Consider the following 25,646-nt stretch of genomic DNA (forward strand, 5'->3'; position numbering starts at 1 on the left):
GGGGCCTGGCGTAAGACCGGGGTGCGGCTCAGCCGTTGAGGGCGTCGAAGCGGCGGCCCAGTGCGGCCCGGCCGGCTTCGGTGAGGGCGCCGTGCAGCCGCATCCTGGCGAGGCCGCCGTCGGGGAAGACCTCCAGCCGTATGTGCGTGGCGGTGACGGCCGCCGGCAGGGCGAAGCGGTGCGGGGTGTCGGGCTGGAGCTTCGTCTTCGGCAGGATCTCGAACCAGGACGCCTCGTCGGCCGGGTCGCCGTCGCAGCCGGACAGGGCGGCCCAGCCCGCGGAGTTGCCCTTGAGGTAGGCGGTGTCGATCTCCACCGCCCTGATCTCGCCCTGCGCGGCGAGGCGGAAGCGCACCCAGTCGTGTGTGCCCTTGACCCGGCGGCGGCGGTTCTCCCAGCCGTCGTCCATCTTGCGGGAGAGATCGGGCCGGATGATCTGGGTGGGCGAGGAGTAGAAGCGGTCCGAGGCGTCCTCGACGGTGCCGCCGTGCAGGACGGACGCCAGGTCGAGGGTGCCGAGCACGTCGAGCCACGCCGGGTCCGGCACGACCTCGCCGTGCACCCGGAGGCGGGCTATGCCGCCGTCGGGATGCTGCTTGAGGCGCAGATGCGTGAAGCGGCGCTCGACGGTGACCTCGAAGCCGTTGGCGGCGTGGCCCCGTACCGGCATGCGCGGGACCAGCTCCTCCCACTTCACGTCGCCGGCGAGCAGCTCCTCGGGGCCGGGGCTGCCGGGCAGCGAGGTGGCCTCGACGGAGACCTGCTGGGGGTAGTTGCCGCGGAAGTGGGCGGTGTCGACGATGATGCCGCGGATCACGCCGGGGGCGGCGAGCCGGATCAGCGCCCAGTCGTGGTCCTCGTCGGTGGGGAAGGGGTGATCGCCGTCGGCGCCGCGGCGGCGCCGGGTCTCCCAGCCGTCCATGATCTTGCCCTTGTGGCCGAAGTGCTCGGGGTCGAAGACCGCCGGAGCCGGCTTCAGCAGATTCTCGCGCTCGGCGAAGAACTCGTCGTTCGCGGCGATCACCCCGGCACCGAGGCGGCGGTCGGCGAGGTCGACGAGCGAGGTGAAGGGGAAGTCCCCGCCGCGGTAGTCGGCGTAGGGGTCTCCGCCACCGTACGGACTGGCGTCGTTGGCGTGCGGATCGGTGGAGTCGGCGGCCGGGTTGGCGGTCATCGCTGCCCTTCGATGGGTGGAGGTGTGGACCCCTTCACGGTCGCAGGGCAGCACCGCACAGGTCCATCGAAAGTTTTCGATGAATATGTTCAGCAGAACTGAAAGGTTCTACTCTCCCGGCTGCTGCGCGGCGGCCGCCTGCCGGAGCGCCGCCAGCACCCGGGCCAGGCCCGGCGCCCCCTCCGAGCCGCGCCGGGCGGCGGCGATCACATGACGGCGCGGCTGGTCACCGGACAGCACCCGCAGCGCGACCCCCTCACGGCCGCCGCCTCCGGCGGGCGTCACTCCCCCGCGCCCGAAGGCCCCGATGCCGCCCGCCATCGCCATCCGGGGCACCAGCGCCACCCCCATCCCCGCCGCAACCATCGCCCAGATCGCGCTCCAGTCGGCGGCGGCATGCGCCTGCTCGGGCACGAACCCGGCGTTCTCACAGGCGGCCGTGGTGATCTGCGACCAGGGCCCACTGCTGCCGAAGATCCAGGGCTCGCCCGCCAGATCCGCCAGCCGCAGCCCCGGCTCGGCGGCCAGCCGGTGGCCGGCCGGCAGCGCCACGTCCAGCGGGTCGGCGAGCAGCGAGACCCGGCTGAACTTGGGGTCGCGCGGGGTGGGGGCGTGCGCGGCCAGCGACAGCGCCAGATCGACGCTGCCCTCCGCCAGCAGCTCGTACGCGGCCTCCGCCTCCGCCTGCCACACGACGACCGAGAGCCCCGGGTGCGTGCGGCGCAGCTCCTGTACGGCGGGGACCACCAGCGCGGGGATGGCGGTGGAGAAAGCCCCGACCCGCACCTGGCCGGCCTCGCCCTGGAGGTAGCCGAGCAGCTCCGCGTCGGCGCGCTCCAGCTGGGCGAAGACCGCCTCCGCGTGCCGCAGCACCAGCTCAGCGGCGTCGGTCAGCCGCACCCGCCGGCCGTGCGCCTCCAGCAGCGTCACCCCGAGCGCCTTGGCCAGCCCGGTCAGCTGCTGCGAGACCGCCGAGGGCGTCATGTGCAGCGCCTCGGCGGTCGCGGTGACCGTGCCCAGCTCGTGGAGGGTGCGCAGGATGCGCAGCTTTTTGAGGTCCCAGTCGGCCATGCGGGCAGCGTACGCACCCGCCGCCCCGGCCACCGCCGCCATGGACGGTGACGCGGAACGGCAGGGCCGCTTCAGCCGCGGTTGGCCTTGCGGCGGGCGAGGATGGCCGCCTGGCGCTCGTCGAACTTCCGCGCCTGGCCGTCCAGGCCGTCCATGAACAGCCCCAGCTCCTCCTGCGCGGCCAGCCCGGCCGGGCCCAGCCCGCCGATCTCCAGCACCTTCAGGAAGCGCAGCACCGGCTGGAGCACATCGTCGTGGTGGATGCGCAGGTTGTAGATCCCGCCGAGGGCCATCCGGGCCGCGGACCGCTCGAAGCCGGGCATCCCGTGGCCGGGCATCCGGAAGCCGGTGACGACATCGCGCACCGCGCACATCGTCTGGTCGGGCGCCATCTCGAAGGCCGCACCGAGGAGGTTGCGGTAGAAGACCATGTGGAGGTTCTCGTCGGTGGCGATCCGGGACAGCATCCGGTCACAGACCGGGTCACCGGAGTGGTGGCCGGTGTTGCGGTGCGAGATCCGGGTGGCCAGCTCCTGGAAGGCGACGTACGCCACCGAGTGCAGCATGCTGTGCGAGTTGTCGGACTCGAAACCCTCCGACATATGGGCCATGCGGAACCGCTCCAGCTCGTCCGGGTCGACGGCCCGGCTGGTGAGCAGGTAGTCGCGCATCACGATGCCGTGCCGGCCCTCCTCGGCGGTCCAGCGGTGCACCCAGGTGCCCCAGGCGCCGTCGCGGCCGAAGAGGGTGGCGATCTCGTGGTGGTAGCTGGGGAGGTTGTCCTCGGTGAGGAGGTTGACCACCAGGGCGATCCGGCCGATGTCGCTGACCTTGGACTGCTCGGGGTCCCAGGCGTCGCCGTCCAGCGGCCCGGGGAAGTTACGCCCGTCGCTCCACGGCACGTACTCGTGGGGCATCCAGTCCTTGGCGACTTTCAGATGGCGGTTGAGTTCCTTCTCGACGACCTCTTCGAGCGCATAGAGCAACTGGGCGTCGCTCCAGGCGGCATGGCCGAGCTCTCCGTTATGGCGGGCGGGGGCGATGGTCACGGGGGGAACTCCTGGGGACGATGACCTACGGGACCGTAGGTTTGACCTACGGCTGCGTAGGTTACGTCATCGTAGGTTAGGGCCGGTTAAATACAGCCCCCTCGCAAACCGGCCGAAAATCGCGCGATAGCCACCTCGCAACCCCTTTTTCACCTGCGGAAATATCCGGGTACGACAAAGGGCGCCCCTCGGTTCTTGTAACCGAGGGGCGCCCTTGCGGCGTCACTGGTGCCCGGTGTCAGCCCTTGGAGCCGGCCTGCTTGTGGGACTTGTCGCCCACCATGACCAGCCCGGCGATCACCAGGAAGAGAACGATGGGCAAAGCGACGTAGAGGCCGAGCGTCTCGATCACGCTCAGACCCGGACCCGGGTCGTCACCATCGTCGCGGGTGAGCGCAAACGCGGGGGACGACATCAGCAGCATCAGCGCGGTGCCGGCGGTGATGGTTCCGGCGCGCAGGACATTCTTATTGACCTTGTTGCTCACGAAGTCAACGTATCGGACGCCCCCGCGCCCCGCGCGCCCGGGGTGGCACAACCGGCGCCCTCGCCGTCCCGCGGTCTCAGCCGCCCGCGGCCCGGCTGCGGTGCAGCGTCACCGGCAACAGCCGGCCCGTCCCGCGGGACTCCTGGACGGTGACCCGCACGGCGTCCGCGGTCACCGGCCGCGGCAGCGCGAGGATCCGCCGGTGCCCGAGGCCCGGGAGGGCGTGCGCGGCGGACTGGCGCCGGGACGTCACGCGGGAACCGCCCCTCGCCAGTACTAGAGGTTCCCGTCCGCCAACTCCCGCATCAGGGCGTGCAGTCGGGGCGAGGCGGCCAGCTCCTCCAGGGTGTGCGGACGGCCGTCGGGACCGGCGATCGGCAGGCGCCAGTTCGGGTATTCATCCCATGTCCCGGGGAGGTTCTGCGGGCGCCGGTCCCCCACCGCGTCGGGCAGCCAGACGCCGACCATCCGCGCCGGGGTGCGCAGCAGAAAGCGGTGCACGGCCCGGACCGCCGCCTCCTCGTCGCCCGGCCCTTCGGGCAGCAGCCCGCGCCGCACCAACTCCCGCAGCCATTCGGTGCGTTCCTGGGTGGCGCGGGAGCGCTCCCGCTCCGGCGGCCCGGCGAGCAGCCCGAGCCGCTCGCGCAGGGCCACGTCCTCGCCGGTCAGCCGGGCCGCGGTGGTCGGCAGATCGTGGGTGGTGACGGTGGCGAGACAGGCGCTGCGCCACTCCCCGGGCGCCAGGATGCGGGCCGCGGCGCCGGACGCGGGGGCGGCATCCCGCGCCGCCCCGCCCTCCCCCGCCGGTCCCGCGCCGGAGCCCTCGGCCCCCGCCTCCGGCGCCGGGGCCGGGGCCGGGGCCGCACCGGGGCCGTCGGCCGCGGCCGTCCCGTCCCCCGCACCCCCCGCGTCCGCCCCGTCCCCCGCGTCCCGCTCCCCGTTCCCGTAGTCCCGCTCGAACCACAGCACCGAGGTGCCCAGCACGCCGCGGGCGGCGAGCGCCTCGCGGACGCCCGGCTCGACGGTGCCCAGATCCTCGCCGATCACCGCGGCCCCGGCCCGCCGCGCCTCCAGGGCCAGCACGGAGAGCATCGCCTCACCGTCGTAGCGGACATAGGCGCCCTCCGTCGGCGGCCGGCCCTCCGGGACCCACCACAGCCGGAACAGCCCCATCACATGGTCGATCCGCAGCGCCCCGGCGTGCCGCAGCAGGCCGCGCAGCAGCTCCCGGTAGGGGGCGTAGCCCGCGGCGGCCAGCGCGTCGGGGCGCCAGGGCGGCAGGCCCCAGTCCTGGCCGCGGGCGTTGAAGGCGTCCGGCGGCGCCCCGATGGACATTCCGGCGGCGAAGGCGTCCTGCTGCGCCCAGGTGTCGGCGCCGGAGGGGTGGACGCCGACGGCGAGGTCGTGCACCAGCCCGACGGCCATCCCGGCATCCCGCGCGGCCCGTTGGGCGGCGGCCAGTTGCTGGTCGGTGTGCCAGACCAGCCGGCAGTGGAAGTCGATCCGGTCCAGCAGCCGGTGCCGCAGCCGGGCGGTGCCCGGGGACCGTGGATCGCGCAGTTCGGCGGGCCAGCCGCGCCAGTCCGGGCCGTGCCGCTCGGCGATCGCGCACCAGGTGGCGTGGTCCTCCAGCGCCTGGCCCTGCTCGGCGAGGAAGTCGCAGTACGCGGCCCGCCGGCCCGGCCCGAGCGGCACCGCCCACAGCAGCTCCAGCGCCTCCCGCTTGAGCGCCCAGACCGCGTCCCGGTCGATCAGCGCGCCCCGTTCGAGCACCCCGGAACGGAGCGCGTCGGCGCGGGCGGCCAGCTCGTCGGCCCGTAAGCGCGCGGCGCCGGCGAGGTGGGCGTACTCCGGGATGTGGGCGATCCGCAGATGGACCGGGTCGGGGAAGCGGCGGGAGGAGGGCCGGTACGGCGACGGGTCGGTGGGCGGGCCGGGGACGGCCGCATGCAGCGGGTTGAGCTGGAGGAAGCCGGTGCCCAGTGCGCGCCCGGACCAGGACGCGAGCTCGGCGAGGTCCCCTAGGTCGCCCATGCCCCAGGACCGCCGGGACAGCAGCGAGTAGAGCTGCACCAGAAAGCCGTGGCTGCGGCCGGGGGGTGCGGGCACCCGGTCGGGCGCGACGATCAGCGGGGCGCGGGCGGTGCGGCCGCCGGGCGCCCGGGCCTCCAGTACATGGACGCCCAGGGGCAGCCTGGCGAGCGCCGCCGGATCGGGCGCGCCCAGGTCCGCGGCCTCACCGGCCCCGGTCTCGACCCGGAGGACGGTGCCTTCGGGGAGACGCGCGAGGTCGGGTGGCCGGTCCGGACGGGCGACGACGGTGCGGGGAAGCAGGGCGCGGCGCGCGTCGTCCTCGTACGCGGCCAGGGCGGCGCGTACGGCGTGCGGAGTCGAGGCGTCGACTCCTAATGCGGCGAGCACGGCGACAACGGTGTCGTCGGCGATCCGGACGCTCGTGCCCGGCGAGGGTGCGTACGACGTGGCGACGCCGTGCAGCCGGGCGAGCCGCGCGCGGCCCATGGGTCCTCAGACCTCCATGGACTCCGTGCCCATGCCCGCGGCCGTCGGCTCGCTGGTCAGCGGCAGCTCGGCGGCGATCGGGACCTCGCTGGTCAGTGGTGCGGCGTCGGCGAGCGGGGGCTCGCTGGTCAGGGGCGGCTCGACGAAGCTGTAGGAGCCGGAGCCGTCCAGGCCGGAATCGGGGTCGGACACCCCGTCGAAGAGATCGGGCTCCATCGTCGCACCTCCCGGTTTGGAGGACAGAGCGTCGAGGAGCAGTTGAGCGGATGCGGCCACGAGGGCCTCCCGTTCATCGGTAGTGGGACACGTGGGCCCTACCCACTCGACACGTTCGCAGACGTATCTGCTCACGAAACGTGACCCACCTCTCATTATCCCCCACGCAGGCGATTTCACTGCGGCGGACACCGGCAGGCGCAGAGAAGACGGAGAAAGCGGACCCCGCGACGGAAGTTCTGCGGACCGTCCACCCCCGCGAACCCCCGCCCGCACCACCCGGCGAAAGCCGTACGTATGACGACGTAGGGGACGGCGCCATGGCCTTATTGACACCCTGACCGCCACAATGGTGGGCTCACGGCCGAAGGTCTGTCCGAACGGGCATCGGCGGGGAAATGGGGCGCCGGTGCGAGCCGGCGAGTGATGGACGGGGACGAGGAGCAGCCGTGCGAGGCCGGGGCGTATGGAGCGTCGGAAAAATCGGTAGGGGCGGCAAGGGGAGCGGCGCGAGCGCCCGCGCGCGGGTGGCGGGGACCACCGCACTGGCCGCCGCCGTCATCGGAGGGCTGCTCGGCGGGGCGCCCGGCGCCCAGGCCGCGCCCGCCGACCCCGCCATCGGCACGCCCGAGCAGCCGGACCGCCCGGCCGGCGCGGGGCGCACGCCCGCGGTCTGGCCGCGCCCCCAGTCGATGGAGGATCTCGGCGCCCCCGTGCCCCTCACCGGCGAGGTGGCTCTGGTGGCGGCGCCGGACACCGATCCCTACGCCCTGGACGTGCTGCGCGGGCTGCTGCGCGACGCCGGGGTGCACACCGTGCGGACCCTGGCGCCCGGCGACCGGCTGCCCGCGGCCGGGCCGGTGATCCGGGCCGGCGGCCGGCCGGCCGCGGAGGCGCTGCGGGCGCTGCGGGCACCGGCCCGCGGGGATCTGCCCTCCGGCGGCTACCGGCTGGCCGTGGGCCAGGTCGCGGGCCGGGACACGGTCGCCCTGGACGGCGTCGGCCCGGACGGCCTCTTCCACGCCGCGCAGACGCTGCGGCAGCTGGTCAGCAAGGGTGCGGGCCGGGAGCCGCAGCTGGCCTCGGTGGCCGTGCGGGACTGGCCCGGTACGGCCGTGCGCGGCACCACCGAGGGGTTCTTCGGGCAGCCGTGGAGCCGGCCGCAGCGGCTGGCCCAGCTGGACTTCATGGGGCGCACCAAGCAGAACCACTATCTGTACGCGCCCGGCGACGACCCGTACCGCCAGGCGCGCTGGCGCGAGCCCTACCCGGCCGCGCAGCGCGACGACTTCCGGGCGCTGGCCGAGCGGGCCCGCGCCAACCACGTCACGCTCGGCTGGACCCTCGCGCCCGGCCAGGCGCTGTGCTACTCGTCCGAGGAGGACCTGCGGGCGCTGCGGCGCAAGGTGGACGCGATGTGGGCGCTGGGCGTGCGCTCCTTCCAGCTCCAGTTCCAGGACGTCAGCTACAGCGAATGGCACTGCGACGCCGACGAGGACACCTTCGGCTCCGGCCCGCGGGCCGCGGCCACCGCGCAGGCCAAGATCGCCAACGCGCTCGCCGCGCACCTGGCGGAGCGGCACCCGGAGGCCGCGGCGCTGTCGCTGATGCCGACCGAGTACTACCAGGACGGCTCGACGGCGTACCGCAGCGCGCTCTCCGACGCGCTCGGCGACCGGGTCGAGGTGGCCTGGACCGGTATCGGGGTGGTCCCGCGGACCATCACCGGCGGGGAGCTGTCCACCGCCCGCCAGGCGTTCGGCCACCCGCTGGTGACCATGGACAACTATCCGGTCAACGACTACGCCCAGGACCGGATCTTCCTCGGCCCCTACCGCGGCCGTGAGCCGGCCGTCGCCACCGGCTCCTCGGCGCTGCTCGCCAACGCCATGGAGCAGCCGCTCGCCTCCCGTATCCCGCTGTTCACGGCCGCCGACTATGCGTGGAACCCCCGCGACTACCGCCCCGCGGAGTCCTGGGAGGCGGCCGTCGACGATCTGGCGGGCAGCGACCCGCGGGCCCGTGCCGCGCTGCGGGCGCTGGCCGGCAACGACTCCTCCTCGGTGCTGGACCGGACCGAGTCGAAGTATCTGCGGGTGCTGATCAACCGCTTCTGGGCGGCCCGCGAGGCGGCGACCAACCACGGCCGGCCCGGCCAGGACGCGGACCTCGCCAAGGCGGCCCGGACGCTGCGGAACGCGTTCCGGACGATGAGCAGCGCACCCGACGACCTGAACCCGGATCTGGCCGCCGAGATCCGGCCCTGGGCCGAGCAGCTGGCCCGTTACGGCACCGCCGGCGCGCACGCCGTGGACACGCTGATGGCACAGGCCCATGACGACGGCGGCACCGCCTGGTCCGCCCAGCGCACGGCGCAGCGGCTGCGCAAGGAGATCGCGCGCAGCCCGGCGACGGTCGGCAAGGGCGTGCTCGCACCGTTCCTGGAGCGGGCGATGACCGAGGCCGACGCCTGGACCGGCGCCCGCCACGAGACCCCCCGGCCCGACGAGGACACCGGCCCGAGGTCCCTGACCGTCCCCTTCGAGCGGGCCCGCCGGCTGGCCGCGGTCACCGCCCTGACCGAGCCGGGCGCCGCCGCGCGCGCCGTGTCCCTGGAGGCGCATGTCCCCGGCGAGGGCTGGCGCCGCCTGGGCCGGCTCTCCGCCACCGGCTGGACGGAGTCGCACACCCCGCGGCTGCGTGCCGACGCGGTACGGCTGACCTGGGAGAACGGCGCAAAGGCACCGTCCGTGAAGGCGCTCACCCCGTGGTTCGACGACACCGAGCAGGCCGGGCTCGAACTGTCCCGCAAGGAGGTGGACGCGCAGCCCGGCGACAGCGCCACGGTGGACGCCCGGATCTACTCCCGCCGCCCCGCCGACGTCCACGAGAAGCTGACGGTCAAGGCACCCAAGGGCTTCACCGTGCACGCCCCGGACGAGGTCACCGCCCCGCGCGGCGGCACCGCCACGGTCCGCGTCACGGTCGACGTCCCCGAGGACGCCCCCTCCGGGACGTACCGGATCCCGGTCACCTTCGGCGGCTCGGAGCAGACGCTGACGGTGCGGACCTATCCGCGCACCGGCGGCAGGGACCTGGCGCGCGGCACCGTCGCCACCTCCTCCGGGGACGAGACGCCCGACTTCCCGGCATCGGCGGCCACCGACGGCAATCCGCGGACCCGCTGGTCGTCCACCGCCGAGGACGGCGCCTGGCTCCAGTTCGCGCTGGCCCACCCGACCCGCCTCGGCCGGCTCGTCCTGCACTGGCAGGACGCCTACGCCGCCGGCTACCGCGTCCAGGTCTCGCCGGACGGCCGCACCTGGCGCACGGCGGCCACGGTCCGGGACGGCAAGGGCGGCCGGGAGTCCCTCCGGATGGACGCCAAGGACGCCCGGTTCGTCCGTATCCAGGGCGACAAGCGGGCCACCCGCTTCGGCTACTCGCTGTGGTCGGTGGAGGCGTACGCGGTGCAGGAGCCGCACGGCAACGACGAGCGCGGCAAGGACGCGCGAGGCAACAACACGCACTGAACGCGTCCGGGGACCGTGGGGAGCCGCGCACACGGCGCTGCCCCCACGGCCCCCGGACGGAAAATCCCGGACCTACGCCGATACGGCGTCGATCCGGGCCAGGGCGTCATCCGCGCCGTACGGCTGCAAATACGGCAGCCAGCGCGGGTCACGATGGCCCGTACCGATGATCCGCCACGCCAGTCCTGACGGCGGGGCGGGCTGATGCCGGAGCCGCCAGCCGATCTCGGCGACATGGCGGTCGGCCTTGACATGATTGCAGCGCCGGCAGGCGGCGACGACGTTCTCCCAGGTGTGCTGACCTCCGCGGCTGCGCGGGATGACGTGGTCGACGCTGGTTGCGACGCCACCGCAGTACATACAGCGCCCGCCGTCACGGGCGAACAGCGCCCGGCGGGTCAGGGGCACGGGGCCACGAAAGGGCACCCGCACGAACCGCTTCAAGCGGACCACGCTCGGAGCAGGGATCACGCGGGTCGCGCTGTGCATCAGGGCGCCGGACTCCTCGAGGCTGACAGCCTTCTCATTGAGGACGAGGATGAGCGCGCGGCGGAGCGGTACGACGCCGAGCGGCTCGTACGACGCGTTGAGGACCAGGACATGCGGCACGGGTGCCTCCTTGTACGCCGGCGGCGCGTGGCTCGCGCCGGGACGATCTCCCCACAGTGTCCCCCGCTGCCTGGTCGGAGCGCCACCATGACCGAGTAACGGCCCGGAGGTGTTTTCCACCACACCCCTCGCGCCGCTGTCCGGATCCCGCTCTTTCCGGCCCGCGCAAAACCTGCCCGTTCGAACAAGAGCGCGGACCGTTCTCATTGCCCCGTTAGTGTGGTTGGTCTGCCCGGTCCCCTGGAGTCCTGCCGAGGCCCGGGCCTGCTGTCCCACACGGAAGGTTCGACTGTGTTCTGGTCCGCTTCGCCGGCCGCTGCCGCGCACCTGAGCGCCGCCACACCCGGCTCCTCCGGCCCGACTTCGCTCGACGACGCCACGGAGAAGGCCACCAACGCCGCCGGCTGGGTGCAGGAGAACTGGGGGACGTGGCTCACGTCCGGCCTGCAAATCTTGCTGATTCTGGTGATCGCGGTGGTGCTGCGGCATGTGATTCGCCGCACCATCACCAAGTTCATCGAGCGGATGAACCGCACCGCGGCTGCCGCCCAGGGCACCGCGCTGGGCGGACTGCTCGTCAACGCCGAGAGACGCCGGCAGCGCTCCGAGGCCATCGGCTCGGTGCTGCGCAGCGTCGCCTCCTTCGTGATCATGGGCACCGCCGCCCTGACGGTGCTCTCCGTCCTGAAGATCAACCTGGCGCCGCTGCTGGCGAGCGCCGGTGTCGCCGGTGTGGCCATCGGTTTCGGCGCCCGCAACCTCGTCACCGACTTCCTCTCCGGCGTCTTCATGATCCTGGAGGACCAGTACGGCGTCGGCGACGAGATCGACGCCGGCGTCGCCACCGGCACCGTCATCGAGGTCGGCCTGCGCGTCACCAAGCTGCGCGGCCCCAACGGCGCGATCTGGTACATCCGCAACGGCGAGGTCAAGCGGATCGGCAACCTCAGCCAGGGCTGGTCCACGGCCGCCGTCGATGTGGTGATCGCCGCCGACCAGGATCTCCAGCGCGCCCGCGACACCATCACCACCGCCGGTGAGGCGATGTCGAAGTCCGAGCCCTGGAACGAGCAGCTGTGGGAGCCGGTGCAGGTGCTCGGCCTCAGCGAGGTGCACCTGGACACGGTCACCATCAGCGTCGCGGCCAAGACCATGCCCGGCAAGGCCCTCGGCGTGGAGCGCGAGCTGCGCTGGCGCATCAAGCACGCCCTGGACGCGGCCGGCGTCGACCTCGCCCCGCGCCCGCTCCCCGAGGACGAGGAAGCAGAGGCGGAGACCACCGACCCCGCCGCCGGTATGGCGGCTCCCTCGGCCCTCAACAACCCGCTGTCCCCGCAGTCCCTGGCGACGAGTCCGATCGCTTCGCCGTCCAAGTTGGGGAAGTAGGTGGTTGGCGGCCGGTGGCCCGGTAGCCGGGCGCCGGTCGCTGGTCGCTGGTAGCCGGGTGGTGAGTGGCTGAGGGCTCCCGCTACGGGGAGAGGGGCATACCGATGAGTGCTTGGGTTCTAGGAGTCGTTGCAACACCCCAGTTCAGGGGATGCAATGGACTTCGAGGTCCGTAAGGACCGGGCGCCACAGGGCCCTCGGAAGCTGACCCGGGAGCGGGAGGCATACTCCCGGCTCATGCAGCAGGGCTTCAGCAACCGAGAGGCGTGCCGGATCATCGGGATCGATGAGCGGACCGGCCAGAAGTGGCGTAATGGGCGCAGACCCACCGGGTCGCAGAGGAAGGCTCTGCTGCCGCTTCGCGCGGCAGCAGAGCCTTCCCGTCCGTCGCGGTACCTGCGCGAGGCTGATCGCATCCACATCGCCGACCGGCTGCGGGAGAAGGCGGCCCTGCGGACGATCGCTGCCGAGCTGGGCCGCAGCCCGTCCACCATCAGCCGGGAGATCAAGCGCAACTGCCACCCCGGCAGCGGGGCTTACCGCCCGTATGCAGCTCAGGCCCGCGCGGACGCCCGCCGACCGCGCCCCAAGCCCGGCAAGATCGGCCAGAACTCCGAGCTGCGGGACTTCATCCAGGACCACCTCGGCCGAAAGTGGAGTCCGGAGCAGATCTGCCAGGCTCTACGGAACCAGTTTCCCCAGCGGCCGGAGATGCACGTGGTCCACGAGACGGTCTACCAGGCCCTCTACGTCCAGGGCCGCGGTGAGCTTCGCCGTGAGCTGACCAAAGCCCTCCGCCAGGGACGCGCCTGGCGCAAACCGCACCGCCGGGCCACCGCCCGTCAGCCCAGGTCCGCTACCCCCATGGTCATGATCAGTGAACGCCCCGCGGAGGTCGGGGACCGGGCGGTGCCCGGCCACTGGGAAGGCGACCTGATCATCGGCAAGGACGGCATCTCCGCCATCGGCACGCTGGTCGAGCGCGCCACCCGCTATGTGATGCTCCTGCACCTGCCAAACGGCCGCGCCGCTGAGCAGGTCCGCGACGCCCTGGTGACCACGGTCCAGACCCTGCCCGGACACCTGGTGCGATCCCTGACCTGGGACCAGGGCGCGGAGATGGCCGCCCACGGCTCGTTCACCCTCGCCACCGACATCCCGGTCTACTTCTGCGACCCGGCCAGTCCCTGGCAGCGCGGCTCCAACGAGAACACCAACGGCCTGCTGCGGCAGTACTTCCCCAAGGGCACCGATCTCAGGGCCCACGCCCCAGAGCACCTGGCCGCCGTCGCCGCCGAACTCAACAGCCGGCCACGCAAAACGCTCGACTGGGAAACCCCAGCCGAGCGCCTGCATAAACTGCTCGCGGCCTGATCAAACCGACCACGTGTTGCGACGACCGCTAGAAACCGCCGTGTGTCGGTGGGCCCCTCTCCTCTTTTGCCCATTGACGCTGCGACGGGCCGCGGCCTACCTTCCTGTCGGATCGTTGGGAAGGTTTCTTAACAGAGGCTGGGCGGTCGTCGGTCCGGCCTCCGGGTGAACGGGGGACGTCGTGTCCGGTGGGCAGTCGGTGCCGGGAATCCCCGGGACGCCGCGGGTGCTGCGGGCCATGAACGACCGGGCCGCGCTCGATCTGCTGGTGTCGCGGGGCCCGTTGACCCGTACCCGGATCGGGGAGCTGACCGGGCTGTCGAAGCCCACCGCCTCGCAGCTGCTGGCCCGGCTGGAGGCCGCGGGGCTGGTGCGGACCACCGGCAACGAGACCGGGCGGCCGGGCCCCAGTGCGCAGCTGTACGAGATCAACCCGGCGGCGGCGCATATCGCCGCACTGGCCGTCGATCAGCTGGGGGTCACCGCCGCGGTCGCCGACATCACCGGGCAGGTACTCGGCGAGGAACGGGCCGGCAGCGACGCGTTCGCCGGGGCCCACGGGCGTCGGTCCCGCGACGCGCCGGGCCGGACCGCCCAGTTGGTCGCGCGGGCCGTCGACGGAGCACTGGCCCAGGCCGGGCTGGCGCGCGAGCGGCTGCACGGGGCGGTCATCGGCACACCCGGCGCACTCGACCCGCGGACCGGACGGCTGCGCTACGCACCTCACCTGCCGGACTGGCACGCGCGGGCCCTGAAGGAGGAGTTGGCCGAGGCACTGGGCATGCCGGTCACACTCGAAAATGATGTGAATCTTGCGGCGGTCGCCGAGCAGTACGACGGGGCCGCCCAGGGCTTCGACGACTTCGTCCTGGTGTGGGCCGACAGGGGAGTGGGTGCCGCCCTCGTACTGGGCGGGCGGCTGCTGCGCGGCGCCACCGGCGGCGCGGGCGAGATCGGCTATATGCCGCTGCCCGGTGCCCCGCTGGCCCGTGGCGGCGCACGCGACGCCGCCCGGCCGGACGCGGGCGGCGGCTTCCAGCGGCTGGTCGGCGCAGCGAGCGTCATCCAACTGGGCCGGAAGCGCGGGTCCTCCGACGTCCGTACGGTCACCGAAGCACTGGCGCACGGCGCGGTACGCGCCGAGGTCGCGCGGCGGTTGGCGACCGGGCTGGCCGCCGTGGTGGCGGTCGTCGACCCCCAGCTCATCGTGCTCTCCGGCGAGGTCGCCCGGTCCGGCGGAGAGGCCCTGCGCGCCTTGGTCGAGGAGGAGTTCACCGGTCTCGCACTGCCCCGCCCCGCCCTGCGCCTCAGCCACCTGGACGGCAATCCGATCCTCCTCGGCGCCCTGCGAACGGCGCTCGCCGCGGCGCGCGATGCGGTGTTCCAGACGGGCTGAGGGGCGGTGGCGGGTCCGTCGGCCGGGCGGCTGCCGCCATGCCACTCGTACGGAGACGTATCCGGCTTTCCGTGGCGCCGGCCGGTGCCACGCCGCTCGTTCCGCGGGCCTTCGTCGAAGGCGCCACGCTCACCGGAGTGAAGGGCTGATCTGTATGCCGTCTCCCCAGGGACGCACCCCGCACCCCCGTATCAAGCTCGCCGTGGTCGGCGGCGGCTCCACCTACACCCCCGAACTCATCGACGGCTTCGCCCGGCTGCGTGATCTGCTGCCGCTGGAGGAACTCGTCCTCATCGACCCGGACACGGAGCGGCTGGAGCTGGTGGGCGGACTGGCCCGGCGCATCTTCGCCAAACAGGGGCACCCCGGCCGGATCTCCTGGACCGGCAACCTGGACGCCGGTATCGACGGCGCCCACGCCGTCCTGCTGCAACTTCGCATCGGCGGCCAGACCGCCCGCAACCAGGACGAGACCTGGCCGCTGGAGTGCGGCTGCGTCGGCCAGGAGACCACCGGCGCCGGCGGCCTCGCCAAGGCGCTGCGCACCGTCCCCGTCGTCCTCGACATCGCCGAACGGGTCCGCCGCCGCAACCCCGCGGCCTGGATCGTCGACTTCACCAACCCCGTCGGCATCGTCACCCGGGCGCTGCTCACCCACGGCCACCGGGCCGTCGGCCTGTGCAACGTCGCCATCGGCTTCCAGCGCACCTTCGCCACCTTGCTGGGAGTCGCCCCCGACCAGGTCGCGCTGGAGCACATCGGCCTCAACCACCTCACCTGGGAACGGTCCGTACGCGTCGCGGGCGAGGACGTCCTCCCCGAACTGCTGGCCGCACACGGCGACACCCTCGCCGCCAAACTACGGATGCCCCGCGCCCTCCTCGACCACCTCGGCGCCATCCCCTCCTACTATCTGCGCTACTACTACCAACACGACGCCGTGGTACGGGAGTTGCGCAGCAAACCGTCCCGCGCCGCGGAGGTCGCCGCCATCGAGCGGGAGCTGCTCACCTTGTACGGCGACCCGGCCCTCGACGAGAAACCGGAGCTGCTGTCCCGACGCGGCGGCGCCTACTACTCGGAAGCCGCGGTGGCACTGACCTCGTCACTGCTGCGCGACACCGGCGACCCCCAGATCGTCAACACCCGTAACGACGGCACCCTCCCCTTCCTCCCCGACGACGCGGTGATCGAGGCCCCCGCAACCGTGAACGCGACCGGCGCCGCACCCCTCCCCGTACGCCCCCTGGAACCGCAGTACGCCGGACTGATCGCCCATGTCACCGCCTACGAACAACTCGCCCTGGAAGCAGCCCTGTTGAGCGGAGTCGGCCGCCCCACCGACCGCGCCGAGGGACGCCGAGCCGTCTTCTCCGCCCTCCTCGCCCACCCCCTCATCGGCCAGCTCGACCAGGCGGACCGGCTCACCGACGTCCTGATCGCGCACAACCAGGAGCACCTGCCGTGGGCCTGACCGGCATGGCCCTCGCCATCGACGCAGGCAACAGCAAGACCGATGTGGCACTGGTAACCACGGACGGCAGCATCCTCGCAACCGCCCGGGGCGGCGGCTTCCAACCACCGGTGGTGGGCGCCGAACGGGCGGTGGACATGCTGGCACCGCTGGTGGCGTCTGTTCTGGCTGAGGCCGGAATGGTGGGAGCGGCGGGGGCTGTTGGGGTGGCCAGGGTGGCGGGGTCTGGTGGGGTGGTGGGAGCAGCCGGCCCTGTCGACCACCTCTCGGCCTTTCTTGCCAACGCCGACCTCCCCGTCGAGGAAGCCCGACTGACCGCCGAGATCGCGCGCCGGGGGTGGGCGGGAACCGTGACCGTCCGCAATGACACCTTCGCCCTGCTACGGGCCGGGCTGCCGGACGACGGGGAGCCGGTGGGCGTCGCCGTCGTCTGCGGAGCCGGCATCAACTGCGTCGGCCTCGGACGCGACGGAGCCACCGCGCGCTTCCCGGCCATCGGCCGGATCTCCGGTGACTGGGGCGGCGGTGCGCAACTCGCCGACGAGGCGCTGTGGTGCGCGGCCCGCGCCGAGGACGGCCGCGGCGCACCGACCGAGCTGGCCCGCGCGCTGCCCGCCCACTTCGGCCTCACCACCATGCGGGAACTGATCGAAGCACTCCACCTGCACGAGATCCCCGGCCACCGCCGCCACGAACTGCCCCCGGTCCTCTTCGCCGTCGCCACCGCGGGCGACCGCATCGCCCGCACCCTCGTGACCCGCCAGGCGGAGGAGATCGCCCTGCTGGCCCGCGTCGCCCTGGACCGCCTCGGCCTCCTCGACGAACCGACCCCCGTCATCCTCGGCGGCGGCATCCTGACCGCCCGCCACCCCCTCCTCCACAACCACCTCACCCAACTCCTTACACAGCACGCCCCCCAGGCCATCCCCCAGGTGGTGACCGCCCCACCCGTACTGGGCGCCGCCCTCGACACCTTGGACCGAGCAGGAGCACAGGCGGAGGCTTATGGGCGGGTCAGGGGCGCTTGGGGGTAGGGGGAGTGCGGGGTTGGGGATAAGGGCGTGGGGCGGGGAGGAGAGGGGAGGGGGGTAGGGCGTTGGGGATGGTGCGTTGCGGGCAGAGGCGGGGCGGGGGCGATGAAGCTTGGGCTTTGGGCCCGCTCCTCTTGGGGGGCCTCCCCCTCCCCCACCCCACCCCTCCCCAGCCTCCGCCCCCACCTCACCCCACCCGCACGCTGTCCCCCCGCCAGGTCTCCGCGCGTTCCCCGGGGGCTAGTACGAGGTCCCGGCCCAGGCCCTGCCCCCGTACAGGGACGTGACCCCACCCCGCCCCCTCCCCCGCCACAGACCCATCCCGTGCCGCGACCAAAGGTGGATCACGGTGATCACGACCGCGCCCCCGATCACGCCCGGACCCCCAATCACCATCGCGCTCCGTAACGACAGTGACGTACTGATCCGTGTCGTTGACGATGAGCGTGCCGGAGCCGTCCAGGTGATGGGCAAGGGGATAGCTGCCATGAGGGTCGACATACGTGGTGCCGCCGATGGCCAGAAAGCCTCTGGCCGACGGGGAGTTGCCCGAGGTGGAGGCGTCGCCGGGCGGGACGGCGGCGCGGTGGCCGAGGAGCCTTTTCATGCGTCGCATGGCACTACCTCCGGATGAGGTCAGCACGGGTGAACCCGTGCCGGTCGCTGGGGCGAGGATCAACCTTCGTCACTCAGCGTAGCCAGATGAGGCTGGGCGGCGCAGCGGCGCGTGGGAGCGAAGCGGGGGGCGTGAGGACGGGGTGCGCACGCCGCCGTGGAATGTACGCCGTGGAATGTCCGCAGTGGGCAAGCCGGGGTCAGTCGCCCAGGCGGGCCGGGTTCAGTCGTCCAGCGGGAGGGCCAGGTCCCGTACGTGGCCGGCGAGGAGGACGACGGCGGCGTCCACGGCGGCCTGTGGGTCCTGGGCGCGGATGGCGTCGGCCAGGCGGGAGTGCGGGTCGGCGGGGGCCGCGGTGGCGGTGTCCAGGCAGGCGGCGCGGCGGAGTTCCTCGCGCAGGGCGGCGCTGAGGGAGCGGTAGATGTCGGCGAGGACGGGGTTGTCACTGGCCTCGGCGACCAGGACGTGGAACTCGGCGTCGGCGGCGGTGAACGCCTCACTGTCGTGCGCGGCGAGGGCGGACTTGCGGCGGGCCAGTGCGGCTTCGATGCCGGCGAGTTGGGCGTCCGTGCGGTGTTTGGCGGCCTGCCGGGCGGCGACCACGTCGAGGCCCTGGCGGACCTGGGTGACATGGCTGAGTTCGGCGCGTTCGAGGCGGCGGCGGAGGGCGACCGCGCTGTCGTCGTCGGAGATCACGAACGTACCGTCGCCCTGCCGGGGCTCCAGGAGGCCGGAGTGCACCAGCGAGCGGACGGCTTCGCGGACCGAGGCGCGGCTGACTCCGAGGGTCTCGGAGAGCGCGCTCTCGGGCGGGATGCGGCTGCCGACCGGCCAGGTGCCGTTCACGATCTGGCCGCGGATCTCGTCGGTCGCGGTCTCCACGAGCGACACCCTGCCCTTGCGGACCGACTGCACGAGATCACTCCCCCTTCGGCGCGACATCCGGGTCCGGTAACACCTGATGTCTGTCCGGTAACACCTGATGTCTGATGTCTCTCCGCCCACTGTAATGCGGGGCGCGGTGGTGCGGCGGGCCCGGTCGCGGATCGCGATCCGAACAAGATCGGGGCATTAGCGGTGTGGGTGTCAGCGGCTCCGGACATACTGCTGCCCATGCACCTGTCCCTTTCGTGAGCGCTCCCGGGCGCTCTGCGCGGGGGCCGGTCCCGCCGTCAGCGCTCCAGGGGGAGGTTCGGGTTCCGTGTCGACCAGCAGCGTGTCACCGCCTGCCGCGGGGCGCCGGACGGCCTGGGCCGAGGGGTTGGACGAGCTGCGCGCCACGGCGACGACCGAGCCGGGCCGGCTGCGGGTGATCGGTGCCGTAGTGGCCCTGCTGGTGGTGCTGTTCGGTGCGGTCACGGCCTGGCAGGTGGCGGACCGGGCGGCGGCCGCGGAGGATGTGGTGGAGCACAGTCAGCCGCTGACCGCGGACGCGGCGAGTCTCTACCGTTCGCTGGCGGATGCCGACACCACGGCCGCGGCGGGCTTCCTGGCCGGGGGTGAGGAGAGCCGGGCGACGCGTGAGCGGTATGCCGCCGATATCAGGACGGCGTCCGCGCTGCTGGTCAAGGCGTCGGCGAACAGCGCGGGTTCGGACGGGGCGGGCGCGCAGATCGCGAAGCTCAACGGCGGGCTGCCGCGCTATACGGGGCTGGTGGAGACGGCGCGGGCCAACAACAGGCAGGGGCTGCCGCTGGGCGGCGCGTATCTGCGTTATGCGCATGAGCAGATGCGGACGGAACTCCTCCCGGCGGCACGGGCGTTGTACGACGCGGAGACGGACCGGCTGGCCGCGGACTACGCCACGGCCAAGGCGTGGCCGTGGTGGGCCCTGGCGGCCGGGGTGGTGGCGCTCGGTGCGCTGGGGTGGGCGCAGCGGCGGCACTACCGGCGGACCAACCGGGTGTTCAACCGGGGCCTGTTGGCGGCGACGGCCGCGTCCCTGGTGGTGTTGGGGTGGCTGGTGGCGGGGCATACGGTGGCGCGTGGGGGGCTGACGGGGTCGTATGAGCACGGTGCGCGGTCGTTGCGGGTGCTCAACGAGGCGCGGATCGCCGCGCTGCGGGCGCGGGGGGACGAGAATCTGACGCTGGTGGCGCGGGGTGCGGTGCTGACGGACGGCCGGCAGGATTTCTACGAGGCCGGGTTCCGCTCGGGGATGACGGAGCTGGCGGGTGCGGGGGACCACGGTGCGGCGGCGGCGCGGAGCAGGCTGGGGGCGGCGCTGGTGCTGGCGGACGACGAGGCGGGGCGGCGTCCGGTGCGGGTGGCGCTGACGCAGGTCCGGCAGTGGCAGGCGCGGCACGCGCAGGCGCGGGCGGCGGACGAGGGCGGTGACTACGACCGGGCGCTGGCCAAGGTGATCGGCGCTAAGGGCTCCACCGGGGAGTCCTTCGACCGGGTGGCCGCCGGGCTGGAGCGGGCGCTGGTGCATGAGCAGGCGGAGTTCCGGTCGGCGGCGGACGGGGGGCGTGCGGCGCTGCGCGGGCTGCCGGTGGGGGCCGGGGTGCTGGCGGGGCTGGGGGCGCTGGGCGCGGTGCTGGGGATCGGGCGCAGGCTGGCGGAGTACCGGTGAGGGAGCCGGGTGAGGGGGATGTGGGGATGCGCGCGCGAGGGCTGTTGAATCTGCGTGCCGTCCTGGCGCCGGTCGCGGCGGGGATGGGTGTGATGGCGACGGCCGCGGCGGTGCTGGTGCCGGCGCTGGGCGGGGCCGCCGGGGAGGCCGGGCGGGGCCGTGGTGGTGCGACGGTGCCGGCGGTGACGCACCGGGCGTACGGGCCGGGGGCGGCGCCGGCGGTCGCGAAATGCACGGCGCAGAATGCCGCGGAGAGTCTGCGGCCGTCGTCCAAGGACGGTGCGGCGGTGTCGCGGATCAGGGAGAAGGGTCAGTTGGTCGTCGGGGTCGACCAGAACACCTACCGGTGGGGGTACCGCGATCCGGTGACCGGTGAACTGGCGGGATTCGACATCGATCTGGCGTGGGCGGTCGCCGAGGACATCCTGGGGCCGCACCCCAAGGTGGTGTTCAAGGCGGTGCCGACCAGCCAGCGGATTCCGGCGCTCCAGAAGCGCACGGTCGACCTGGTGGTGCGGACGATGACGATCAACTGTGCGCGCAAGGAACAGGTGGCCTTCTCCACGGCGTATTTCCAGGGGGGACAGCAGGTGCTGGCCCCGAAGGCGTCGAAGATCGCGGCGTTCGACGATTCGCTGCGGGGCCAGCGGGTGTGCACGGCGGCGGGTTCGACGGGCGAGAGCGAGCTGTCGGCGCGGCGGCACGGCGCGAAGGTGCTGACGGTGCCCAATCAACTGGACTGTCTGGTGCGGCTTCAGCTGGGTGAGGCGGATGCGGTGGTCACGGACAATGCGCTGGCCGCGGCGCAGGCGGCGCAGGATCCGGCGGTGGAGCTGAAGGGGCGGCCGTTCACGGACGAGCCGTACGGCGTGGCGATGAACAAGGGCGACACGGATCTGGTGCGGCGGGTCAACAAGGTCCTGGACGACTACCGGGGCGACGGGGGCGCGGACAGCCCCTGGATGCGGGCGTACCGCAAGTGGCTTCAGGCCGATCTGCCCGGCATATCGGGGCCGCCGTCGCCGGAGTACAGCGACTGATCGCCCCAAGGAGCGGTGTGCGACCGATCGCCCCATGGAGCGGCCGGATGAGGTCACTATGGAGGTGGAGACGGGAGGAGCAGACCGCGAGCGGCTACCGGGTCGCCGCAACCGCCGTGCATCGTACGCGTATTGGAGAGGTGATCGATGGGGGTCCCTGGACCCTTCCCCGGCTCTCCGGGGAGGCCCGATGCCCCGGTGGCGGACCGGGAGGAGGTGGATCGCGCGCTGGCGCGGCTCGGTGCCGAGTACGAGGCGATCGAGACCTCGCTGCTCGCGTTGCAGGATCACGCGGGGCGCCGCCTGCTGGAGGGCGCCGAGCTGTCCGGCACCACCAAGGAACGCTGGGCCGCCGCGGAACGGTCGATCACGGTCCTGTGGTCGCTGTTCGACGCGTACACCGCCGCCCTGGAGTCGGCGCGTGAGCTGCGCGAGCGGCGCCGCTGGCCCTCCGTGGAGGATCTGGCGGAGCTGACGGAGCTGCTGCACGGCGAGGGGGTGACGGTGCCGGGTGCGGCCGCGGCGGACGGCGCTCCGGAGGACGGCCCGGCCGGGCCCGGCGAGCGGTTCAGCCTGGAGGGGCTCGTGGCGCGGATGAACGGGCTGTACGCGCGGTCGCTGGACGTCATCGTGGCGGCCGACGCGGTCTGGTCGGCGCTGCCGGCCCGTATAGACCTGCTGTCGGCCGAGTTGCAGCGGACGCGTTCGCTGGCGCATTCGGTGGGGGTGCGGCCCGGGGAGCATCCGGCGGGGGACGATCTGGAGCGGATCACGGAGGAGCTGTTGCGGCTGCGGGACCGGGTGATCGCGGATCCGCTGGCGTTCTGGGTGTCGTCGTCGACGGGGAGTTCGGCGCCGGGCGGGGGCCGGCCGGACACCGCGCGCTATGACCGTGCGGCCCGTGCGCTGGAGGACATCCGGAGGGAGGTGGCGGCAGTGCTGGACGTGCGGCAGGACGCGGAGCGGCGGCTGATGCAGCTGCGGGACGTGCTGTCGCGGGCGGACCGCACGCTGACCGAGGCGCGGCAGGCCCGGGGCGAGGTGCTGGCGAAGATCGCCGGGTCGGAGGTGCCCGCGGTCAGCGGCCCGTCGACGGCGCTGCACGAGCAGTTGGCGGCGGCCGCCGACTACCGCAGGCGGGCGCAGTGGCACCGGCTCTCCCCGCTGCTGGACAGTCTGGAGGAGCGGGCGGAGGACGAACTCCACCGGGCCCGCGAATCGTTGACGGCGGTGACCGCGCCGCTGGCGGTGCGTGCCGAGCTGCGGGGCCGGCTGGACGCCTACCGGGCGAAGGTCGCGCGCCACGGCATGGCGGAGGATCCGCTGCTGACGGAGCGGTACGACCTCGCGCGCCGGATGCTGTGGAGCGCGCCGTGTGATCTGCGGGCGGCCGAGCAGGCGGTGTGGCGCTATCAGCAGGCGGCGGCGGAGGCGTTGGTTCCGCCGCAGCTGGAGGGGCGGGGGGAGTCGTGACGGAGCGGGCCGGCGAGCGCTGCCAGCGGCGGGACTGTGCGGGCAGTTACGAGGATGTCGGCGGCGGGGAGCGCTACTGCGATCTGTGCGGGCTGGCGCCGGTGGTGTCGCCGGGCGGTCTGCTGTCGTCGTCGCCCACGGGCCTGACGGGCCGGGTGTCGGCGGGCGCCGCGGCCGCGCGGGAGGCGGCCGGGGCGTTGCTGACGGTCCCCTCCCCCGCCCCCGCGCCGGACGGCAGCGCGCCGTCCGGGCGGGCCTCCGGGGGCAGTGCGCCGTCGGCCCGCCCGTCGGCGTCCCGGCGTTCGGTGTCCGGACGGCTCTCGCGCGCGGGCTCCGGCGGGGGCCGGGCGCGCGGGGTCTCGGCGGTGTCGGGGCGCGGCTCGGGGCCCGGCCCGGGCAGCGGTGCGTCCTCCGGGCCGTCGCGCGGGCGGCTGGGCGCCGGGCTGGTGGCGGTGCCGGAGGTGCCGCGGCCCGATCCGCGGACGGCGGTGCTGGAGCATCCGGAGGTCCCGGAGCGCAAGCGGTTCTGTAGTCGTGCGGACTGCGGGGCGCCGGTGGGCCGGACGCGCGGGGCGGAGCCGGGCCGCACGGAAGGGTTCTGCGCCAAGTGCGGGCATCCGTACAGCTTCGTGCCCAAGCTGCGGCCCGGTGACATGGTGCACGACCAGTACGAGGTCGTGGGCTGTCTGGCGCACGGCGGGCTCGGCTGGATCTATCTGGCGACGGACCACGCGGTCGCCGACCGGTGGGTGGTGCTCAAGGGGCTGTTGGACACCGGTGATGCGGAGGCGCTGGCGGTGGCGGTGTCCGAGCGGCGCTTCCTCGCCGAGATCGAGCACGCCAACATCGTGCGGATCTACAACTTCGTGGAGCATCTCGACCGGGCGACCGGGAGCCGTGACGGCTACATCGTCATGGAGTACGTCGGCGGCAAGTCGCTCAAGGACCTCGCCAACGAGCGGCGCACCCCGCTGGGCAGGCGCGATCCGCTGCCCGTCGAGCAGGCGTGCGCGTACGGCATCGAGGCGCTGGAGGCGCTCGGCCATCTGCACAGCCGGGGTTACCTCTACTGCGACTTCAAGGTCGACAACGCCATCCAGCAGCACGATCAGCTCAAGCTGATCGACATGGGCGCGGTGCGCCGGATGGACGACCACGTGAGCCCGATCTACGGCACGATCGGCTATCAGGCGCCGGAGATCGCCGCGCTGGGCCCGTCGGTCTCCTCCGACCTCTACACCGTCGCGCGCACCCTCGCCGTCCTCACCTTCGACTTCCAGGGCTATACGAACATCTTCGCGGACTCCCTGCCGGATCCGGACAACATCGAGGTGTTCCGCGCCTATGAGTCCTTCTACCGGCTGCTGGTGCGGGCCACGGACCCGGACCGGGCGCGCCGGTTCGCCTCCGCGGAGGAGATGGCAGAGCAGCTGACGGGGGTCCTGCGGGAGGTGGTGGCGCTCCAGTCGGGCGAGCCGCGCCCCGCGCCGTCGACCCTGTTCGGGGCCGAACTCCGGGTGACGGACACGGAGTTGATGCCCGCGGCGGACGGCGACAGTTCGCTGCTGGGCGCGCGGGGCGCGGCGCCGGCGCGCGCGGTGGAGGTGCCCGCCGGCGGGCCGCTGCTGCGCCCCCTGGACGTGGCCGGCGCTGCCCTCGCGCTGCCGGTGCCGCGGGTCGATCCGGGCGACGTCAACGCCGGGCTGCTGGCCGGGCTGCCGGCCGCCGGGCCCGCCGAACTCCTCGCCGCGCTGCGCGCCGCGCCCGACGACTCCCCGGAGCTCCGGCTGCGGGAGCTGCGCGCCCGTCTGGAGGCGGGGGACGGCGCGGCGGCACAAAAGGTGCTGGAGACGATCGCGGCGGCGCCCGCCGGGCGGTGGCCCGCCGCGGGGCGGGGCGGGGCCGAGCCCGCCACCTGGGACGCGGACTGGCGGGTGGTGTGGCACCGCGGCCTGGTGGCGCTGACCACCGACGACCGCGAGAGCGCCGCGCTGGCCTTCGACGCGGTCTACGACGCCTTCCCCGGGGAACCGGCGCCGAAGCTGGCGCTGGGCATCTGCGCCGAGCTGCTGGGCCAGTCGGACAACGCCCTGGAGTACTACCGCCTGGTGTGGGCGACCGACCGCAGCTATGTCAGCGCCGCGTTCGGGCTGGCCCGGGTGCGGCTGGCGACGGGCGACCGCGGCGGCGCGGTCGCGGCCCTGGAGTCCGTGCCGGAGTCGTCCATCCACTACATCGCGGCGCGGATCGCGGCGGTCCGCGCCCGGCTGCGGCAGCGGCCGCCCCGCGATCCGCTGCTGGTGGATCTGCGGGCCGCCGCCGAACAGGTCGAGGCGCTCGGGGACTTCGGTCTGGACACCGAGCGCCGGGAACAACTCACCACCGAGGTACTGGGCAGCGCCCTGGACTGGGTAATCTCCGGTAGCCACGGTGCCGGGCCGGACGTCGCGGCGACCGCCGCCGAGCGGCCGGCGCTGCTCGGCAGCCCGCTGGAGGAGCGCGGTCTGCGCTTCGGCCTGGAGCGGTCGTACCGGCTGCTGGCACGGCTGGCACAACGTGGTGAGAAAAGGATCGAACTGGTGGAACGGGCCAACCGCTTCCGCCCCAGGACGTGGGTGTGAC

The 25,646-nt window shown here is 73.4% G+C and carries 19 protein-coding genes; 10 read left to right on the forward strand and 9 right to left on the reverse strand.

Annotated features, from left to right (window positions below; translation table 11 throughout):
• Positions 1-28: 28 nt before the first annotated feature.
• The 7 genes from alc to AC3EUV_RS35445 all read right to left on the reverse strand — a co-directional run bounded on the left by alc (position 29) and on the right by AC3EUV_RS35445 (position 6,577).
• Positions 29-1,174, reverse strand: coding sequence for an allantoicase (alc, locus tag AC3EUV_RS35415; RefSeq protein WP_432146679.1), 1,146 nt, complete (start codon positions 1,172-1,174; stop codon positions 29-31).
• 108 nt (positions 1,175-1,282) lie between these two features.
• The gene (locus AC3EUV_RS35420) at positions 1,283-2,245 is read right to left on the reverse strand and encodes a LysR family transcriptional regulator (protein ID WP_432146678.1); all 963 of its coding nucleotides are present in this window, start codon (positions 2,243-2,245) and stop codon (positions 1,283-1,285) included.
• A gap of 71 nt (positions 2,246-2,316) precedes the next feature.
• Positions 2,317-3,294, reverse strand: coding sequence for an acyl-ACP desaturase (locus tag AC3EUV_RS35425; protein WP_432146677.1), 978 nt, complete (start codon positions 3,292-3,294; stop codon positions 2,317-2,319).
• Positions 3,295-3,532: 238 nt separating this feature from the next.
• Positions 3,533-3,781 (reverse strand): hypothetical protein, encoded by a 249-nt coding sequence (locus AC3EUV_RS35430; RefSeq protein ID WP_042154835.1) that lies wholly within the window; start codon positions 3,779-3,781, stop codon positions 3,533-3,535.
• 76 nt (positions 3,782-3,857) lie between these two features.
• Positions 3,858-4,034 carry a hypothetical protein gene (locus AC3EUV_RS35435; protein WP_432146676.1) on the reverse strand — a complete coding sequence of 59 codons (177 nt, stop codon included), beginning with the start codon at positions 4,032-4,034 and terminating at the stop codon, positions 3,858-3,860.
• Positions 4,035-4,057: 23 nt separating this feature from the next.
• Positions 4,058-6,301 (reverse strand): 4-alpha-glucanotransferase, encoded by a 2,244-nt coding sequence (gene malQ / locus AC3EUV_RS35440; RefSeq protein WP_435604690.1) that lies wholly within the window; start codon positions 6,299-6,301, stop codon positions 4,058-4,060.
• Between the two features lie 6 nt (positions 6,302-6,307).
• A complete protein-coding gene (locus AC3EUV_RS35445) occupies positions 6,308-6,577 on the reverse strand; it encodes a hypothetical protein (protein WP_042154838.1) in 270 nt (89 codons plus the stop codon).
• A gap of 467 nt (positions 6,578-7,044) precedes the next feature.
• Between AC3EUV_RS35445 and AC3EUV_RS35450 the strand changes: the two genes are divergently transcribed.
• Positions 7,045-10,050, forward strand: coding sequence for a glycoside hydrolase family 84 protein (locus AC3EUV_RS35450; protein WP_435604699.1), 3,006 nt, complete (start codon positions 7,045-7,047; stop codon positions 10,048-10,050).
• 72 nt (positions 10,051-10,122) lie between these two features.
• On the opposite strand, the gene AC3EUV_RS35455 is transcribed toward AC3EUV_RS35450, so the two are convergent.
• Positions 10,123-10,659 carry an HNH endonuclease gene (locus AC3EUV_RS35455; protein WP_018088296.1) on the reverse strand — a complete coding sequence of 179 codons (537 nt, stop codon included), beginning with the start codon at positions 10,657-10,659 and terminating at the stop codon, positions 10,123-10,125.
• Positions 10,660-10,950: 291 nt separating this feature from the next.
• Between AC3EUV_RS35455 and AC3EUV_RS35460 the strand changes: the two genes are divergently transcribed.
• From AC3EUV_RS35460 to AC3EUV_RS35480, 5 genes are all read left to right on the forward strand, one after another.
• Positions 10,951-12,045 (forward strand): mechanosensitive ion channel family protein, encoded by a 1,095-nt coding sequence (locus AC3EUV_RS35460; RefSeq protein ID WP_432146674.1) that lies wholly within the window; start codon positions 10,951-10,953, stop codon positions 12,043-12,045.
• A gap of 156 nt (positions 12,046-12,201) precedes the next feature.
• Entirely contained in the window at positions 12,202-13,419 is a 1,218-nt protein-coding gene (locus AC3EUV_RS35465) for an IS30 family transposase (RefSeq protein WP_435604691.1), read from the forward strand.
• A 238-nt stretch (positions 13,420-13,657) separates the two neighbouring features.
• On the forward strand, positions 13,658-14,815 hold the full coding sequence (locus tag AC3EUV_RS35470) for an ROK family transcriptional regulator (protein ID WP_435604700.1): 1,158 nt from the start codon (positions 13,658-13,660) through the stop codon (positions 14,813-14,815).
• Between the two features lie 190 nt (positions 14,816-15,005).
• Entirely contained in the window at positions 15,006-16,289 is a 1,284-nt protein-coding gene (locus tag AC3EUV_RS35475; RefSeq protein ID WP_435604701.1) for a 6-phospho-beta-glucosidase, read from the forward strand.
• The gene (locus AC3EUV_RS35480) at positions 16,280-17,323 is read left to right on the forward strand and encodes an N-acetylglucosamine kinase (RefSeq protein ID WP_435604692.1); all 1,044 of its coding nucleotides are present in this window, start codon (positions 16,280-16,282) and stop codon (positions 17,321-17,323) included. Before AC3EUV_RS35475 ends, AC3EUV_RS35480 begins: the two co-directional genes overlap by 10 nt.
• 835 nt (positions 17,324-18,158) lie before the next feature.
• Here the strand turns inward: AC3EUV_RS35480 and AC3EUV_RS35485 are convergent.
• A complete protein-coding gene (locus AC3EUV_RS35485) occupies positions 18,159-18,851 on the reverse strand; it encodes a FadR/GntR family transcriptional regulator (protein WP_435604693.1) in 693 nt (230 codons plus the stop codon).
• Positions 18,852-19,137: 286 nt separating this feature from the next.
• Here AC3EUV_RS35485 and AC3EUV_RS35490 point away from each other — a divergent pair, with 286 nt between their 5' ends.
• From AC3EUV_RS35490 to AC3EUV_RS35505, 4 genes are all read left to right on the forward strand, one after another.
• Positions 19,138-20,511: a hypothetical protein gene (locus AC3EUV_RS35490; RefSeq protein WP_435604694.1), complete on the forward strand. Its 1,374-nt coding sequence runs from the start codon at positions 19,138-19,140 to the stop codon at positions 20,509-20,511.
• A 26-nt stretch (positions 20,512-20,537) separates the two neighbouring features.
• The gene (locus AC3EUV_RS35495; RefSeq protein WP_435604695.1) at positions 20,538-21,551 is read left to right on the forward strand and encodes a glutamate ABC transporter substrate-binding protein; all 1,014 of its coding nucleotides are present in this window, start codon (positions 20,538-20,540) and stop codon (positions 21,549-21,551) included.
• Between the two features lie 147 nt (positions 21,552-21,698).
• Positions 21,699-23,024, forward strand: coding sequence for a hypothetical protein (locus tag AC3EUV_RS35500; protein ID WP_435604696.1), 1,326 nt, complete (start codon positions 21,699-21,701; stop codon positions 23,022-23,024).
• Complete coding sequence (locus AC3EUV_RS35505; RefSeq protein WP_432146668.1) at positions 23,021-25,645, forward strand: serine/threonine-protein kinase; 2,625 nt, start codon at positions 23,021-23,023, stop codon at positions 25,643-25,645. Before AC3EUV_RS35500 ends, AC3EUV_RS35505 begins: the two co-directional genes overlap by 4 nt.
• The last annotated feature ends 1 nt before the right edge of the window (position 25,646 follow it).

It is taken from the genome of Streptomyces sp. bgisy130 (assembly GCF_057708345.1).

What these genes read in the sequence shown, in the direction of transcription:
- alc (WP_432146679.1), bottom strand. Translation starts at nt 1,174, where the DNA reads ATGACCGCCAACCCGGCCGCCGACTCCACCGATCCGCACGCCAACGAC.
- AC3EUV_RS35470 (WP_435604700.1), top strand. Translation starts at nt 13,658, where the DNA reads ATGAACGACCGGGCCGCGCTCGATCTGCTGGTGTCGCGGGGCCCGTTG.
- AC3EUV_RS35500 (WP_435604696.1), top strand. Translation starts at nt 21,699, where the DNA reads ATGGGGGTCCCTGGACCCTTCCCCGGCTCTCCGGGGAGGCCCGATGCC.
- AC3EUV_RS35420 (WP_432146678.1), bottom strand. Translation starts at nt 2,245, where the DNA reads ATGGCCGACTGGGACCTCAAAAAGCTGCGCATCCTGCGCACCCTCCAC.
- AC3EUV_RS35495 (WP_435604695.1), top strand. Translation starts at nt 20,538, where the DNA reads ATGCGCGCGCGAGGGCTGTTGAATCTGCGTGCCGTCCTGGCGCCGGTC.
- AC3EUV_RS35465 (WP_435604691.1), top strand. Translation starts at nt 12,202, where the DNA reads ATGGACTTCGAGGTCCGTAAGGACCGGGCGCCACAGGGCCCTCGGAAG.
- malQ (WP_435604690.1), bottom strand. Translation starts at nt 6,301, where the DNA reads ATGGGCCGCGCGCGGCTCGCCCGGCTGCACGGCGTCGCCACGTCGTAC.